Here is a 16,393-nt window from a genome sequence, read left to right on the forward strand (position 1 = left end):
TGATATATATTTTTAAGGTTTAACATGATAATGTCAAATTTTCACTTTTATAAATATTGACATCACTTGACATAAAAGAGAAAGTAATATAAAATAAGTACAAATGCATAATAAAAAAAAGTTGCCAATTTTTAAAACACCTTTTAACTTAAAAATATATTGACATTAATATTCAGGGAGGTGTTTATTATGCCATATGCAATACCAGCAATAATAGTTCTACTTCTATTAATCGCTATTTTCATTGGTTTTAGAAGCTTCATATATTATCAGAAGAATAAATCAATTGCTAATATAGCAAAGTCTGAAGAGAAAGCTAAAGAAATCGTAGAGAATGCAAAAAAAGAGGCGGAATCTCAAAAAAAGGAAGCAATAATTGAAGCAAAAGAAGAGGTTCACAAACTTAGAAATGACTTAGAAAAAGAGTCGAGAGAGAGAAGGAATGAACTTCAGAGACTTGAAAGAAGAGTAATTCAAAGAGAAGAAGTATTAGACAAAAAAAGTGATTCTCTTGAAAAGAAAGAAGAATCTCTTACTAAAAAGAGTGAAAATCTTACTAATCTTGAAAAAGAAGTGGGAGTTCTTGTTGACAAACAAAGAGAGGAACTTGAAAGAATATCAGGTTTAACTAGTGAAGAAGCAAAAGACGTTCTTCTAAGTGAGATAGAAAAAGAAGTTAAACATGATGCTGCTATGATGATTAAAGATGTTGAAAGTAAAGCTAAAGAAGAAGCTGATAAAAAGGCTAGAGAAATTATTACCTGTGCTATACAAAGATGTGCAGCTGACCATGTAGCTGAATCAACTGTAAACGTGGTTGCGCTTCCTAATGATGAAATGAAGGGTAGAATCATAGGAAGAGAAGGAAGAAACATTAGAACATTAGAAACACTAACAGGAATTGACTTGATTATTGATGATACTCCAGAAGCTGTTATAATTTCTGGTTTTGATCCAATAAGAAGGGAAGTTGCTAAAATAGCTCTTGAAAAATTGATAGCTGATGGAAGAATTCATCCAGCTAGAATTGAAGAGATGGTAGAAAAAGCACAAAAAGAAATTGAATTAGCCATTAAAGAAGAAGGCGAACAGGCCACTTTTGAAACAGGCGTTCATGGATTACATTTAGAATTAGTAAAATTATTAGGAAGATTAAAATTCAGAACTAGTTATGGGCAGAATGTATTAAAACATTCTATTGAAGTAGCTTATCTAGCTTCAATCATGGCATCTGAATTAGGGATCGATCCAACTATTGCAAAGAGAGCTGGATTACTTCATGATATCGGTAAAGCAGTAGATCACGAAATGGAAGGACCACATGCATTGTTAGGAGCAGAGATTGCTAAGAAATTTAAGGAATCACCTGCTGTAGTAAATGCTATTGGAGCTCACCATGGTGATTTAGAGCAAACTTCTATAGAAGCAGTACTAGTTCAAGCGGCTGATGCTATTTCAGCAGCAAGACCAGGTGCAAGAAGAGAGACTTTAGAAGCTTATATCAAGCGTTTAGAGAAACTTGAAGAAATAGCAAATTCATTTGAAGGTGTTGATAAATCATTTGCTATTCAAGCGGGAAGAGAAGTTAGAATAATGGTTAAGCCAGATGAAGTTGATGATTTAGGATCTGTTGAAATGGCTAGAAGCATTATTAAGAGAATTGAAGATGAGATTGAATATCCAGGACAAATAAAAGTTAATGTAATTAGAGAAACAAGAGCAGTTGAATATGCGAAATAATCCTCTTTTATAAGAGGATTTTTTTTATACATAAAAGGATTATTGAGTTTAATAATTAAGTGATATTTTGTACTTGGTTTGTGATGTGATAAATAAATCTATAATATGGATTAAAAGTTCTTAAATAAAAAATATCAACAGAGCAAATGAGTCTGTTGATATTTTTCCATGTTTTAACCAAGATCTACAGGATCTGTGTAGAATTCCTCATCTTTTTTTGTTTTCTTCTTGTAATTAGGATTTTGAGCTTTGCTCTCATATTTTTTTACATCTTTTCTTTCTTTTTTCTTAGTCATAAAGTTCTCCTTTATTAGAATTGTTATAAAAATATTATTAGTGATTTTACGTGTTTTATTCAAGTGTTTATGGAATCAAGTTGTAATATTCCTTTTTATAGGTGACTGAAAATAAAAAAAATAAAAATTATCTTTAAAAATGAAATTTATCCATCATTTTGAAAGTAACTTTACAAGATTTTATTTACAATGGATGAAGGAAGTGTTATAGTAATATCATAAAAAGAAAAAACAAGTAAAAGGGGAAATACATATGGAACTTTCAAGTAAAGCTAAAAAAATATCTCCATCATTAACATTAGCGATAACTGCTAAAGCAAAAGAGTTAAAGGCTAATGGAGTGGACGTAGTAAGTTTTGGAGCTGGAGAACCAGATTTTGATACACCTCAAAATATTCAAGAGGCTGGTATAAAAGCAATTAAAGAAGGATTAACAAGATATACTGCTGTTGCAGGTATAGTTGATTTGAAAAAAGCTATTACTGAAAAATTTCAAAAAGATAATGGTCTTAATTATAAGCAATCACAAATAATTGTTTCAACTGGAGCAAAGCAGAGTTTAGCAAACGCTTTCCAAGCTATTTTAAATCCTGGAGATGAAGTTATAATTCCTGCACCTTATTGGGTAAGTTATCCGGAGTTAATTAAACTAGCAGATGGAGTACCTGTAATAGTTGAAACAAAAGAAGAAAATGAATTCAAGTATGATATTAATGAATTAAAAGCAGCAATAAATGATAAAACTAAAGCTATCCTTGTTAATAGTCCTAATAATCCAACTGGTACAGTTTATGGTAAAGAGGACCTTGAAAAGATTGCAGAACTAGCTAAAGAGCATGATTTAGTTATTATTTCAGATGAAATATATGAAAAACTTTTATATGGAACAGAAAAACACATTAGTATTGCTAGTCTTAGTGAAGATGCATATAACAGAACAATAGTTATTAATGGAGTATCAAAGGCTTATGCTATGACTGGTTGGAGAATTGGTTATGCTGCTGCAAGTGAAGAAATAACTAAGTTAATGACTAGTTTACAGAGTCATATGACATCTAATCCGAATTCTGTGGCACAATATGCTGCGTTAGAAGCATTAACTGGAGATCAGAGTGATGTGAATAATATGGTTAAGGCTTTTGAGAAGAGAAGAGATTTTATGGTGGAAACAGTAAATAAGATTGATAGTGTTTCTTGTATAAAACCAAAAGGTGCATTCTATGTTATGGTTAATATTAGTGAAACTTTTGGAAAAACATTTAATGGAAAAGTGATAAATACTTCAATGGAATTCGCTGAAGCAATACTTGAAGATGAAAAAGTAGCTGTTATTCCTGGAATAGCATTTGGTATGGAAGGATATATCAGATTATCATACGCAACTTCTATGGAACTTATAACTGAAGGTCTAAAAAGACTTGAAAACTTCATAAAAAAAATGCAATAATATAAATATAAAGTAAACAACTTCAATAGAGGTTGTTTATTTTTTTAAATTATAATGTGCCTAAAAGGAGATATTATTGTGACGCAATCATTGATAAAAACAGGTGGGAATATTGTTAAATTTAATAAACATTTCATTGAACATTTCCTTGAAATAAAAAGAAGAAATAGTGAATATACATCTATAAGCTACGAAAGAGATATTAAAGATTTTTTTAATGTTAAATCAATAGCGCATATTACTCTTGAGGATATAATAAATGTTAATATATTTGATGTAGAAGCATATATGATGGATCTGCATAGGGAAGGAAAATCTTCAGCTACAATAAATAGAAAAATATCATCATTAAGTTCTTTATATAAATGGCTTTTAAAATATCAGGATAATAGAACTGGGGTTTCAATAATAAAATATAATCCTTTTGGAAGTTTAAAGGATGAGAAACCTAAGGTTAATAATAAAGAGACTGAGTTTTTAACATTAGAGGAGAGTAAAATATTAATTGATTCTATTGATGATACAACTATATTAGGTATGAGGAATAAGGCTATATTAACACTTGCAATTACCACAGCTTTGAGAAAATCAGAAATAATCAATATTAAACTAAAGGATATAAAGAAACTTCACGGTTATGATGTTATAGAAGTAATAAGAAAAGGTAATAAAAAAGACATTGTTAAAATTCAACCAAATGTATTGAATTTAATCTCTACATATATAGATAATACAAATAGAAGTTTTGAGAAGAATGAAAACGACTATTTATTTATTGGACATTCCAGGAACGGAAAAAATAAAGAAAAATTAGATCCTAGTACTTTAAATTATATGATAAAGAAATGTTGTGAAAGAGCAGGTATAAAGAAGAAACTAAAAGTTCACTCCACCAGACATACAGCTATAACACTTGCAATTACTTCTGGAGCTTCAATAGAGAAGGTTAGGGATTTTGCAGCTCATAAAAATATTGCAACTACAAATAGGTATGTTCACTCAATAGACAAGCTTAAGGACAATGCTGGAGATCTTATTGATCTTTTTGAGTAGAAACTTAATATAAAATAGCCACTTGCAAATTAAACAAGTGGCATTATATTTCCTCCTATGAAGAACATAATAATCTATGTATTAAAATTAAATAATTAAAAGAATTAGTATACAAGGGGAAAAATAGAGGGAAAGTCAAACTTCCCCTCTATTATATTATACCATAAAAACCACAAAAAAAATAGACTTACAATTTGTGTATATTTATTATATCATAGTAACTGTCTCTTTAAATGGAGGAAGGGATAAGTCAAACAGAACTTATTATCTGAAAATGGAGGGATTCTAATGGAGTTATCTAAAAATGAATGGAAAATTGAAGAGGATAGACTTGAGAGAATAAAAGGTGTAATCAATAATCAATTGCGAGATACAGAAAAGAGCAGAAAGAAAGCCTTTAATCAAGGTATGGAGTTAGGAAAGGATTTTTGGGATAATGATGTAATAGCACCTGAAAATTCAAAGGATTTAAAAGCAATTGTAGATATAACACAAAATATACAAGCTGTAAAAAGAGAGCAGCAAAAAGTTGAGATAACAAGTAACACACTAAGGAAATTAAAACTTCTACAGGATAATCTATACTTTGGAAGAATCGATTTTGAAGAATGTGGAGTTGATGATAAGGAATCCATATATATTGGATCTGGGACATTAATAGATGATTTAGATATATTAATCTATGATTGGCGTTCTCCTGTGTGTGGAATGTTCTATGAGTATGAGATGGGAAAGGCTGATTATGAGTGCCCAGAAGGGCAAATAGAAGGAGATATAACACTTAAAAGACAGTATAGTATAAGTGATGGAAAGATAAAATATATGTTTAATACTGATCTAAAGATAGATGACGATATTCTCCAGAAAAGTTTAAGTAATAATTGTGATGAGAATATGAGAACAATCATAAAATCTATTCAAAAAGAACAAAACAGGGTAATTAGAAATAAAAATGAAGATATTCTTATTGTACAGGGACCTGCTGGAAGTGGTAAAACATCCATTGCACTTCATAGAGCTGCTTATGTATTGTATAAATACCGAGATAGAGGACTTAAATCTGATAATATTGTAATATTCTCACCAAACGAAATCTTTAATGATTATATATCCGAAGTGCTTCCTGAACTTGGTGAAGATAAAATATCTCAAACTACATTTATGGAATATGCCATAGGTTCATTAAGAGGGAGATATGAAATAGAAGATGGATATGAACAAATGGAGCAAATTCTTTCAATTGAAGGAAATAAATCTAATAAATTAAGAAAAGATAGTATTAAGTTTAAAGGAACACTGGAATTTCAGAAGATTATTAGCAGGTACATTAAACATCTTGAACAGAACAATATTAAATTTAAAGATATTTATTTCAAGGAATGGAGAATCATCACTGGGGATGAGTTGAATGATCTTTATTATAACACATATGGAAAGTGGCCTATTAAGTATAGGTATAAAGAGATGGTTAAGGATATTGAATATAGGATAAAGAAAAGTAACATAAAGAAATTGAGATATGAACAGCTTGAAAAAGAATTCGATAAAGAGAACAAATACTGTTACGAAGGCAGAGAATCAATAAGCGATTTATTAAATAGAGAGATGGTTAGTTTTAGAAATTACATTAATAATCTATTGTCAATTAAAGAAATAGAAGTTTATAAAAAACTAATAAGAGATAGAGAGTTATTCAATAAGATGGCAAGAGGAATTGAACTGCCGGTAGCTATTAGAGAGATACTAAGGAGAACCATAAGCAATCTTAATAGCAATAAAATTGAATTTGAAGATATAACACCATTGTTATATATAAAACATGTTCTTGGGGATATGAAAAATACAACAAATATAAAGTACGTTATCATAGATGAAGCTCAGGATTATTCACCATTTCAATATAAGTTATTTAAAGAGTTATATCCTAAAGCTGGATTTACGATTTTAGGGGATATTAACCAATCTATTAATCCATATGTTAACACTATTGATTATAGTATTATATCTGATATTTTTAATCACAAGAGTTCTAATATAATAGAGTTACAAAAGAGTTATCGTTCAACAAAAGAAATATCAGACTTTACAAGGAGAATAATCAACAACGAGAAAATTCTTAATGTGTCAAGAGCTGGAGAAAAGCCAAAATTAATAAAAGCTAGTAATTATAATGAGAAAATAAAGAGAATTAAAAAGGATATTGAATCTATGGTAAGTGGGGGAATAGAGTCTATAGCAATAATTTGTAGAACAGCAGCAACTGCCTCTAAGGTATATAGAGATTTAAAAGAAAGAGAAGTTGTTAATATAAACTTAATTAAAAAGGAAGATGAAAAGTTTAAAAGTGGAATAAATATCGTACCGTCTTATCTTTCTAAAGGTCTTGAATTTGATAGTGTAATTATATTTGATGGTGACGAACATGTTTATTCTAAAGAGGAAGAAAGACTCTTATTTTATACAATCTGTACAAGAGCTTTACACAAACTAAGTATTTATTATAAAGGGAATCCAAGTAGGTTTATTAATCATATTGATGATGATTTACTCATGCAAGGATAAGCATATTAAGATTCAACTCACGAACAAATAAGGTAGTGTCAAAAGTATATGAAAATTGATAAGGAATATAAGGATTTAAAGACAAGAAGATTAATTTAGTTGAGAATGGAAAATTGAAAATGGAAAACGAAGGATATTTCTCTCCGAGAAATTGAAAAGATTAATATTTTTTATCCCGAAAGGGATGTGTGATTCTAAAAAAGGGTATGGCAAATAAACCTATGATATAGGTCGATTTTAAAATAATGCGATATTAAGATTGGCAGTATGACTCAGCTAATTTCATTAATTTGCACCAACGTGCAGGCATGGTTTCCAACTCTTCAAGTTCTGGAATTATTACAGGAACTTTTTGTTCTAAGCTTGCATGAGGTTTCAAGAAATTGAAGTATGTACAAAAAAGAATTATATGAGTTATAGAGCCGTTTGAGCTATTGTAGCCATTAGTAGTCTTATAACTTCTCTTAAAGGTTCTGTTTAATCGTTCAATAATCTGTTTTAAAGGACGATATTCAGCTGAAACTTCATCATCATTGGTAAGTCCAATTACTTGCATGACATCAAAATTAATATCGTGATTAGCGAAGAAAACTTCTGCTAACAGATATATTGGATTACCATCAACTACTAGTTTAAGGCTTTCAGGAAGTTTTTCGTACTTAGTGATAACATCGTAGATGGCTCTACAAGCTAAGAAAGTATCGCGATTAGGCGAAACTCTATACGAGAGAATTATCTTTTTAACAGCATCAAAGAAGAAACATATATAGTTCCATTTACCATTGACTTTGATGTATGTTTCATCGCCGCATATAGATTCTGTTGGATTATAGGGATAGTTGTCCACCATTGGTTTTAGTAGAACAGAAGCAGCTGCAGCGTAGTTTAGCACAGTTTGATGTGATATTTTAACACAATGAACTTCTCTCATGATAGCTGCTGTTTTTCTTGAAGATAATCCGTAATTTACGTAGTAAGTCATTATTAAGCCAAATACGTGGGATGATGAATACATCTTGGATAAGGATATATTACTTTGCACAGGACTATCGCCCTTTAGAGATGCAAAATCGAAATCAAATTCTCTAAATATATATCTAACTTTAGTGTCATAGGGTTTTTCTTTGGTAATAGACTTTAAGTTGTTTTTATAAAAAGAACAGTTGTTGTTTCGGCATTTGTAAATGGTAAAATTACTACGATTTTTAATTCGTTCTAAAAATTTATTGCAATGAGGACACTTAAATCTTACCTGCTTATCATAAAGGTTTTTAGTGTTAAAGTTAGTGGAACAGACTTTGCATTTATATTGACCACGCCCTCCATTGTTATCGTATAGATAAATATTTGGAGCATTGCATTTAGGACAACTGATTTTAGAACTCACGTGAGAACGTCCTTTTTGAGTTCTAACAGGAGCTAACTCTTTACCTTTGAGTTTATAATGCTCCGATAGGAGTTCTCTGTAATCTAACCTTTCAGGTTTCACAATTATTGGTTTATCATCCACTTGTATTTTCCTGTAAGGTTTATCTAAAGTATCAGAATTGGGGATCTTATTGAGTCCTTTTCCAGTCAATAAAATAATGAGTAGATTTATAACTTGCTTAAGAAAAACAATATACAAAACTAAATAATAATTAATCATGTTAAAAACTTGCCTCCTTATCTTTGGTTATATATTTTTTTTCGCAAACTAAAATTAACACCTTTAGAGGGAGGGGGCAAGTCTAATATAGATAAAGTATTGAAAATCAAGGGGTTACGTCGAAAGTACCATTAAAACTTTTGACAATACCACAAATAATAATGGGGGAAATATATGAATTTTAAGTTGTTCAAAAATAAAAATTTTACATTTTTTCTATTAGGTCAAGGAACATCTACTTTAGGAACAATGGGATTACATTTTGCTACTGCTTATTATGTGCTTAAGATAACGGGGTCTGCAAGTAAATTTGCATCTATAGTAGCATTAGGTATGATTCCTAACCTTATCTTAGCACCTATAGCAGGACTGGTTGCAGATAGAGTTAATAGAAAAAAGTTAATAATTTTTGGCGATTTAGTAAGAGGGATATTAGATATTGTATTATTTATATATGCAATATTCGGGGAGATAAATATTGTAATACTCTATATGTTAGTTATTTTTTTATCCGTCTGTGAAGTTTTTTTTGCACCAGCATTTTCAACAATATTACCTTCAATTATACCTAAAGAAGATTTAACAGAGGCAATAGCAATTAAAAGAACTATTGGAAGGTTGATAACAGTAAGTACACCGATAATTGCTGCTATGTTATTTGAAGCATGGGGTTTTAGAATAATGTTACTTTTAGATGGGGTTACCTATTTAATTTCATCATTAATTGAATGTTTTTTAGAAATTCCAAAATTAAATAACCTGAAAGAAAAAGGAAAGCTTAAAAATGACTTCATTGATGGAATTAAAGTATTGTTTATAGATAAAAAGATAACTTGTTTACTAATAAATAATATTCTTACTAATGGTTTCCTAATAACATTTATATTTATTGGATTTCCATTTATGATTTTAGAGCTTTTAGGTGGCAGTAGAATAGATTATGGAACAGTTCAAAGTATAGCATTTATTGGTTCTCTTATGTCTGTGATTGTAATAGGGGTAATGAAGAAACGATGCAGTATAGAAAAGTGTATCAATATTGCTTTAATCTTGATTGTGTTCTCCTGTGGAATTTTATTATTATTATTAAACAGTACATTTTTTAAATCTATACAGAATAGATCTGAAGCTATAACATTATTCTTTGGAGTAAGTATTTTCATATTCTATTTATTTAATGCTTTCTGGGGAGTGTTTTATAGTTCCCTATATCAAACTTCCATACCCAGTGATAAGCTTGGAAGATATGCTGCAGCTGAGGGAGGACTTATTACTATTGCCAGATTGATTGGATTAAAAATGTATGGATATTTATTTGATGTAGAAGGTTTGATAATTCCAATGGGGGTATTGGTGGTTGGTATAATACTAAAATTAATAGTACAACTGTTATTCAATAAAGAAGTAAAATTTAACTTAAATAAATAAAAATATAGAAATAAATGTGGTAATAAAATGGAAAATATTTCCTGGGTAATATTTTCACTATATTTTGATTTAATGAAATCAATAATTGAAGATTATAAAGTTAGTAATGAACTAAAAAATTAAACATGATATATTGGTATTTACAGGTAAAAAATATGTTTTTTGTAAATATATTAGGGGGATAAAAATGAATATTAAGTACAATCAAGGAGATAAAGATTTATTAAACCAAATAAAACCATTATGGGAGAAATTAAACGAGCATCATATTGAGAAGTCAGAGCATTTTAAAGAGAGATTTAGAAGTTTTACCTTTGATTCACGTATATGTAAGTTAGTTGAAAATGACAATAGAAAAATAAATATTATTATTGCAAGTGACGGTGACCAAAATATAGGTTATTGCTTAGCATCTGTGTTGGAACCTTATGGGGAAATTGAATCTCTATATATTAATCCTATGTATAGAGGATTAAATATTGGAGAGAAGCTAATGAATGATTCACTTCAATGGATAAATAGTCATGAAGTTGATGACATTATGATAGGGGTAGCGGGAGGTAATGAAGAAGCATTCGGGTTTTATGAAAAGTTTGGATTCTATCAAAGAGTTACAAAGTTAGGCTTGAAAAAAGAATAAATCAAAATAAAAGATTAATAAATAATCAATCATAAGCTACTTCCTTATTAGGGAGTAGTTTTTATTTGGTTTGTTCAATAATGTAAAAAGTTGAAGTAAATACAAAAATGGAATATAATTAAAATGATTATATTTGAAATTAGTTGAATAAGAGGTGTAAAATGGAAAAATTGAATGAAAAAAAAGTAATTAATTATTATTTAAATAAAATTGAAAAGGAAGAAATTCAATTTTTAAAAAATAAAACTATATATAAAGAAAGAATTAAGAAATTAATTATTTCTTTAAGAGATGAAGAATTATTACATAATAAGATAGAAATATCGAAGGAACTCTGGAAACAATTATTTGAGGCTGCTATGAGTTCTATAGATCCTGATAAAAGAGGGTTTGATGACTTGTTTGAATATTTCGATAAGTATGTGGAGTTTGAGGAGCTTATTTTTGCGTCAGATTCATTTTATAGAGATCATACAATGCATTGTTTATGGGTGTATTTTTTAGGTGAATACATAAAAAGTGAAGAAGAATTTAATTTTATTACATGCAAAATGGAAAAAGAATATCAAAGAATAAAGTTGCTCAAAGAAGAGTTTGAAAAATTTGAAGGAATTATTGATTTTTCAAATATGCTTAATATAATAGATGAGTTCATAAAAAGTGTAATACATCATGATGCTGAAAGATGTATTATTGCATTAACTCATGATCTTGGATATCCTATAAAAAAAATTAACAAAATAAATAAAAGTATCAGTAAAGTACTTCCCTATTATGGTATAAATAATTATAATGAGTTCATCTTTGATTATACAGATATTCAAGGAAAATTAATTGAAGAATTCATACAATTTATAGCATCGGAATGTGAGATGGAATTTAAAGTCCAAAGCGATGATGATTATTTGAGTAAAAAAATACTAAAGAAGATATTATTAAATAGTGAAAATGGATTAATTAAATTCAATTTTGAAGAAATTTCTCTTTTAACAGAAGAAGAAAAAATTCAAGTTAAAAATATGTTTGACCTTAAAATTGAATGGAAAAAGGTGCTAAATAATAATTTGAGATATTATGAGGATTTTGAGAGTTATAGTCATGGAATAATGAGTGCCTTTTTATTACTAAAGACTGTAGGAAGTTTTAGTAAAATAAATTTGAAATACTCAGATTTGAATAATATCAAGCTCCTTGACTTTAATTTAGTTAATCTAATGTGTAAGCAAAATATCCTACGAGCAATAACTGATCATAACTGTAAAAACTACCAGATTACTTCAATAAAAGAGAATTCGGATTTTTTAATATTAATGGACGAGCTAGAAGAATTTTCTAGAATATCAAGAGCTAATCAAAATAGACAGTTCATAAATGAATTTTGCAAAAGTAATATTTACACTGAAGATGGATATTTGATTATAGATTTTATTTTTAATAATAAAGATATTGATAATTTAGATCCTGAAATGGCATTCAAAGGGCGTTGTAAGAGATTCCTCACATTGTTCAATATTCCTGAATTAGATGAAGATTTAAAGATAAAACTTAGATGTATAGGAGAATTGGACTATGATAAGAATGTGTATGAATTAACATTAAGCAAAAAATACGCAAATATTAAGATAAATGATGAGGAGAAGGATATTCCTACATATCTGAAGTCTAATCAATTTTATTCTAAAGAAGAATATATGTTATTATAAGTTAAAGGGGAAAAACAAATGGATAGATTTTTATTAATTAGAGATATTGTTGATGATTACATAGAGAAAATTGAAGTTGATAAAAATAAAAATTTAGTAGCAATTCATCAAAGGGAGGCAATGAGAGAAGATAGCAATATATTCTCTTAAGGTAATTAAAACATGGATAAGTATAAAAATGAGAAAAGAACAGTAGGTAACATTTTATTGATTATAGGAGTAATTTTCATTAGTTACTGCATTATATATACAATAAAATTTGGAAGGTTTAACTTTGGGTTAGGAATCATAAGTATATTGTCAATACTTTCATGTATTGATGGGGTCATAAAGAAGTACATCATAAATAAGGAAAAGTTTATTAAAATTTGTGAGATTATTTTTGATGGAATTTTAATAGTATCATTAATATTCTTTCTTTTTGGTGAATTGTTGATTCAAAGTGGTCTTAGGGAGAAAAGTAAATTTAAAGTGAATAATATGATAGTTTTAGGATGTGGACTCGAAGAAGATGGTGAACCATCAAAAATGATGAAAAATCGATTAAATGCTGCAATTGCGTATCTAAGTGAAAGCGAAATTAAAACCATAATTGTTAGTGGGGGGCAAGGTGCTGATGAAAAATTTACAGAAGCTTCAGTAATGAAAAAGTATCTAGTGGATAAAGGAATCAATAGTGAGATAATTATTGAAGAAAATAAATCCACAAGCACCTTCGAAAATCTTGAATTTTCAAAAGGGATATTAGAAAAAATTCAAATGAATAACAGTGAAAAATATAATATTGTAATTGCTACAAGTGATTTTCATATGTTTAGGACTAAGTTAATAGCAAAAAAACTTGGGTTTAATGTAGAGGGAGTAGATTCTTCTGTTAAGCTTATAGAGATACCGTATAGGCATGTTAGGGAGTATTTTGCAATTGTAAATACAATAATAAATGATTTAAGATAAAAACAGAGTACCTTATTGAAGGTATTCTGTTTTTATCTTTAATTAATAAATGTATTATTTACACGTTTAGATTTAATAAAGTATGGAATCCAAATACTTGCTGTAATAGATGCTCTTATAATCTCAGAAAAAGAAATAGTATCTGTTTCATAAAGCATAGGAATTTGCACTATTAATATGTGATCAATTATTGCAGTAATTATTACAAACATGTACATAAATATCATGAGTTTTGGAAAAGCTTTTTTCTTATTAAAGAAATATATAATTGAAGCAATGAGTATTAATAAAAGAATGATATTTACTGAAATTTCAAATATTATACCAGGTTTCCACATCTTATGATAGTACTCGGAATGTACATTAGTAAGTAGAAACCATTCTTCTCCTGTTACAAATAAATAGAGATCATATATACGCTTTATTGTTGAAAATAAAGAAATAAAAAGTCCAATTCCTACCAGTGTTAACCAACCACCTAAACCTTGTAGTTCTTTTTCTTCATCAATATTTTTTTCATCTTCTAAATATTGCTCTTGATACTCGTCCATTAATAATCCTCCTTAATGTCAATGTGAATTTCTAAATAAGACATATTATAACAGATATTGGACTGGTTGTTAATAAAAAGATATTATAAATGTACACTCATATATAATTATGATATACTTTTATATGATTATTAAGTAAAATATCACAATAAAAGATTAATATTTACAACAATAAGACTTACAAGAGAAGGGGTTTTCAAACGGAGATTAATACTGAAACAGAGAGACTTATGTGTTATCTTCCAAAAAGTAAAAAGTTCATCAAGGAGAATCATGAATATTCTAGAGAATTTATAGATCGCTTAAAGAGTGAAATTCAGATATAGAGATAAAGTTCTTTAGAATTGCATGTTCAATAAATAGAAGTAATGGAGGGATATAATGAAAAACAAAAGAAAAAAGAATAGAGATCTATTAACAGGAAGTGTTGGTAAACACTTAATTAGGATGACTATACCAACTATTGGCGGAATGTTAGCTTTCACAGTATTCAATATAACAGATACTTTATTTGTATCAAAGTTAGGTACAAATGCTTTAGCCGCGATGGGATTTACATTTCCAATAGTTATGATTGTAGGAGCGTTCTCATCAGGAATAAGTATAGGAGCAGCTTCAGTATTGTCTAGAGCCATGGGGAATAAGGATCACCATTTAATGAATAGGATTGCAACTGATGGAATTCTTCTATCTGTCTTATCAGTATTATTCATTTCTACTATTGGGTTACTAACTATGAATCCCATATTTACTGCGTTAGGTGCGAATAAGGAAACATTACCTCTAGTTAAAGAGTATATGACTGTTTGGTATTTAGGAGTTGTGGCGGTTGTAATGCCTCCAGTAGGAGATTCTGCAATGAGAGCCATGGGAGATATGATTAGACCGTTTATCGTGATGATGGTGTGTGCAGTCTTAAACATTATATTAGATCCAATTTTAATCTTTGGATTATTTGGATTTCCTAAGATGGGTATGGCAGGGGCTGCTTTAGCTACAGTTATCTCAAGAACTGCAGGAATGATAACTACATTATCATTTGTACATTTCCACTATGGTTTAATTGATTTTAAGTATAAAGATTTAAAGGAATTAATATCTTCATGGGGAAAGATATTGCATGTAGGAATTCCAAGTGCAGTTGTTAGGTTATTTCCTCAATTGGTACGAACAACTTTAACAAAGATTGCAGCGACTGTTGGAGGAACTGTTGCTGTGGCAGCGATTGCAACTGGGACAAGAGTGGAGAGTTTTGCAACAGTTGTAAGTATGGCAATAGGTACAGCAATAGTACCTATAATTGGACAGAATTGGGGAGCGCAAAAATATCATAGAGTTGATGAAACTAGAAAATTAGTAAATAAAACGGCTGTTATTTATGGAATAATAGTATTTTTGATTTCATTACCTCTTGCTGAACCTGTGAGTAAAATATTTACCGATGATCCAAGTGTTTTGGAATTGACCAAATGGTATTTATGGATTGTTCTTTTTGCTTCAGGAGGGTTAAATTTATATAACTGGACTAGTGGACAGTTGAATTCAGTAGGGAAACCTCTTTGGGTAATGGTAATCAATATCGCTGGTTCATTAGGAATATTAATACCAGCTTTATATATAGGATCAAAAATAAATGGGTATGTTGGAATGTTAGTTGGTTTAGGAGTTGGACAGATAATTATTGGTGCAGTTTCTGTGAAGATTGGTAAGAAAGAGTTGAAAGGGGAGCAAAATGAAAGTACCTACAATAGAGAAATCAATTGAATATATTAATTATGCTAAGAGTACAAATCCTGGTGAGTGGATAGATCACTCATATAATGTAGCTATAGCTGCTAGGTCTATTGCAAATGAATGTAGTGATTTAGATGGAAATATAGCCTATGTTTTAGGGCTACTTCATGATATAGGCAGACACGAAGGTCGAGTGCAATTGCATCATACTGTAAGTGGTTATAACTTTCTGATGAAAGACGGATATGAAGATGCAGCAAGGATAGCTATAACCCATTCTTTTGTTATTCCTGATATTAGAGTTTATGGTGGGAAGTCTGATTGTACAGAAGAAGAAATAATGTTTATTAAGAAGTATTTAAATAAGGTGACATATAATGATTATGATAAACTTATTCAACTGTGTGATAATATATCTTTGCCAGAAGGTGTATGTCTAATGGAAAAAAGGTTGTTAGATGTTGTAATGAGATATGGGTTTAACGATTTTACATTAAAAAAATGGGAAAAGTATTTAGAGTTAAGAGATTATTTTAGTAATAAAATAGGGAAGTCAATTTATAAAGTTCTAGAAGGTGTAGTTGAAACAACATTTGACTTTGATTATAAATAAAACAACTAATAATTTTAAGCTTTA

General features: G+C 29.1%; 14 protein-coding genes. 11 read left to right on the plus strand and 3 right to left on the minus strand.

Translation table 11 applies throughout. From position 1 onward, the window contains the following. Window positions 1-189 precede the first annotated feature (189 nt). The gene (gene rny / locus OW730_RS14210; protein ID WP_271224717.1) at window positions 190-1,740 is read left to right on the plus strand and encodes a ribonuclease Y; all 1,551 of its coding nucleotides are present in this window, start codon (window positions 190-192) and stop codon (window positions 1,738-1,740) included. Between the two features lie 173 nt (window positions 1,741-1,913). Here the strand turns inward: rny and OW730_RS14215 are convergent, their stop codons facing one another. Next, window positions 1,914-2,036, minus strand: a complete 123-nt coding sequence (locus OW730_RS14215) for a hypothetical protein (RefSeq protein WP_271224718.1) — start codon at window positions 2,034-2,036, stop codon at window positions 1,914-1,916. Between the two features lie 253 nt (window positions 2,037-2,289). Between OW730_RS14215 and OW730_RS14220 the strand changes: the two genes are divergently transcribed. The 3 genes from OW730_RS14220 (at window position 2,290) to helD (ending at window position 7,098) form a co-directional block, all read left to right on the plus strand. After that, on the plus strand, window positions 2,290-3,483 hold the full coding sequence (locus OW730_RS14220; protein WP_271224719.1) for a pyridoxal phosphate-dependent aminotransferase: 1,194 nt from the start codon (window positions 2,290-2,292) through the stop codon (window positions 3,481-3,483). Window positions 3,484-3,561: 78 nt separating this feature from the next. Then, window positions 3,562-4,536 carry a tyrosine-type recombinase/integrase gene (locus OW730_RS14225; protein ID WP_271224720.1) on the plus strand — a complete coding sequence of 325 codons (975 nt, stop codon included), beginning with the start codon at window positions 3,562-3,564 and terminating at the stop codon, window positions 4,534-4,536. 288 nt (window positions 4,537-4,824) lie between these two features. Continuing rightward, on the plus strand, window positions 4,825-7,098 hold the full coding sequence (helD, locus tag OW730_RS14230) for an RNA polymerase recycling motor HelD (RefSeq protein ID WP_271224721.1): 2,274 nt from the start codon (window positions 4,825-4,827) through the stop codon (window positions 7,096-7,098). Window positions 7,099-7,351: 253 nt separating this feature from the next. On the opposite strand, the gene OW730_RS14235 is transcribed toward helD, so the two are convergent. Beyond that, window positions 7,352-8,746, minus strand: coding sequence for a DDE-type integrase/transposase/recombinase (locus OW730_RS14235; RefSeq protein ID WP_271224722.1), 1,395 nt, complete (start codon window positions 8,744-8,746; stop codon window positions 7,352-7,354). A gap of 174 nt (window positions 8,747-8,920) precedes the next feature. On the opposite strand from OW730_RS14235, the gene OW730_RS14240 reads away from it, so the two are divergent. The 5 genes from OW730_RS14240 to OW730_RS14260 all read left to right on the plus strand — a co-directional run bounded on the left by OW730_RS14240 (window position 8,921) and on the right by OW730_RS14260 (window position 13,471). Further along, the gene (locus OW730_RS14240) at window positions 8,921-10,174 is read left to right on the plus strand and encodes an MFS transporter (protein ID WP_271224723.1); all 1,254 of its coding nucleotides are present in this window, start codon (window positions 8,921-8,923) and stop codon (window positions 10,172-10,174) included. 187 nt (window positions 10,175-10,361) lie between these two features. Beyond that, the gene (locus OW730_RS14245; protein WP_271224724.1) at window positions 10,362-10,814 is read left to right on the plus strand and encodes a GNAT family N-acetyltransferase; all 453 of its coding nucleotides are present in this window, start codon (window positions 10,362-10,364) and stop codon (window positions 10,812-10,814) included. Between the two features lie 161 nt (window positions 10,815-10,975). Further along, entirely contained in the window at window positions 10,976-12,517 is a 1,542-nt protein-coding gene (locus OW730_RS14250; RefSeq protein WP_271224725.1) for a hypothetical protein, read from the plus strand. An 18-nt stretch (window positions 12,518-12,535) separates the two neighbouring features. Further along, window positions 12,536-12,667, plus strand: a complete 132-nt coding sequence (locus tag OW730_RS14255) for a hypothetical protein (RefSeq protein WP_271224726.1) — start codon at window positions 12,536-12,538, stop codon at window positions 12,665-12,667. A gap of 12 nt (window positions 12,668-12,679) precedes the next feature. Continuing rightward, window positions 12,680-13,471 carry a YdcF family protein gene (locus OW730_RS14260; RefSeq protein WP_271224727.1) on the plus strand — a complete coding sequence of 264 codons (792 nt, stop codon included), beginning with the start codon at window positions 12,680-12,682 and terminating at the stop codon, window positions 13,469-13,471. 38 nt (window positions 13,472-13,509) lie between these two features. Here OW730_RS14260 and OW730_RS14265 read toward each other — a convergent pair whose 3' ends face one another. Continuing rightward, window positions 13,510-14,022 carry a DUF2569 domain-containing protein gene (locus tag OW730_RS14265; protein WP_271224728.1) on the minus strand — a complete coding sequence of 171 codons (513 nt, stop codon included), beginning with the start codon at window positions 14,020-14,022 and terminating at the stop codon, window positions 13,510-13,512. A 381-nt stretch (window positions 14,023-14,403) separates the two neighbouring features. Between OW730_RS14265 and OW730_RS14270 the strand changes: the two genes are divergently transcribed. Together OW730_RS14270 and OW730_RS14275 are read left to right on the plus strand one after the other, a co-directional pair. After that, on the plus strand, window positions 14,404-15,786 hold the full coding sequence (locus tag OW730_RS14270; RefSeq protein ID WP_271224729.1) for an MATE family efflux transporter: 1,383 nt from the start codon (window positions 14,404-14,406) through the stop codon (window positions 15,784-15,786). Further along, window positions 15,755-16,369, plus strand: a complete 615-nt coding sequence (locus OW730_RS14275; RefSeq protein WP_271224730.1) for an HD domain-containing protein — start codon at window positions 15,755-15,757, stop codon at window positions 16,367-16,369. The genes OW730_RS14270 and OW730_RS14275 overlap by 32 nt, the downstream gene beginning before the upstream one ends. Window positions 16,370-16,393: the final 24 nt, after the last annotated feature.

It is taken from the genome of Oceanirhabdus sp. W0125-5 (assembly GCF_027938815.1).
Taxonomy (GTDB): Bacteria; Bacillota; Clostridia; order Clostridiales; family Clostridiaceae; genus Oceanirhabdus.

Coding starts and splice junctions, on each gene's coding strand:
- rny (WP_271224717.1), top strand. CDS start 190: ATGCCATATGCAATACCAGCAATAATAGTTCTACTTCTATTAATCGCT.
- OW730_RS14215 (WP_271224718.1), bottom strand. CDS start 2,036: ATGACTAAGAAAAAAGAAAGAAAAGATGTAAAAAAATATGAGAGCAAA.
- OW730_RS14220 (WP_271224719.1), top strand. CDS start 2,290: ATGGAACTTTCAAGTAAAGCTAAAAAAATATCTCCATCATTAACATTA.
- helD (WP_271224721.1), top strand. CDS start 4,825: ATGGAGTTATCTAAAAATGAATGGAAAATTGAAGAGGATAGACTTGAG.
- OW730_RS14235 (WP_271224722.1), bottom strand. CDS start 8,746: ATGATTAATTATTATTTAGTTTTGTATATTGTTTTTCTTAAGCAAGTT.
- OW730_RS14240 (WP_271224723.1), top strand. CDS start 8,921: ATGAATTTTAAGTTGTTCAAAAATAAAAATTTTACATTTTTTCTATTA.
- OW730_RS14245 (WP_271224724.1), top strand. CDS start 10,362: ATGAATATTAAGTACAATCAAGGAGATAAAGATTTATTAAACCAAATA.
- OW730_RS14250 (WP_271224725.1), top strand. CDS start 10,976: ATGGAAAAATTGAATGAAAAAAAAGTAATTAATTATTATTTAAATAAA.
- OW730_RS14255 (WP_271224726.1), top strand. CDS start 12,536: ATGGATAGATTTTTATTAATTAGAGATATTGTTGATGATTACATAGAG.
- OW730_RS14260 (WP_271224727.1), top strand. CDS start 12,680: ATGGATAAGTATAAAAATGAGAAAAGAACAGTAGGTAACATTTTATTG.
- OW730_RS14265 (WP_271224728.1), bottom strand. CDS start 14,022: ATGGACGAGTATCAAGAGCAATATTTAGAAGATGAAAAAAATATTGAT.
- OW730_RS14270 (WP_271224729.1), top strand. CDS start 14,404: ATGAAAAACAAAAGAAAAAAGAATAGAGATCTATTAACAGGAAGTGTT.
- OW730_RS14275 (WP_271224730.1), top strand. CDS start 15,755: ATGAAAGTACCTACAATAGAGAAATCAATTGAATATATTAATTATGCT.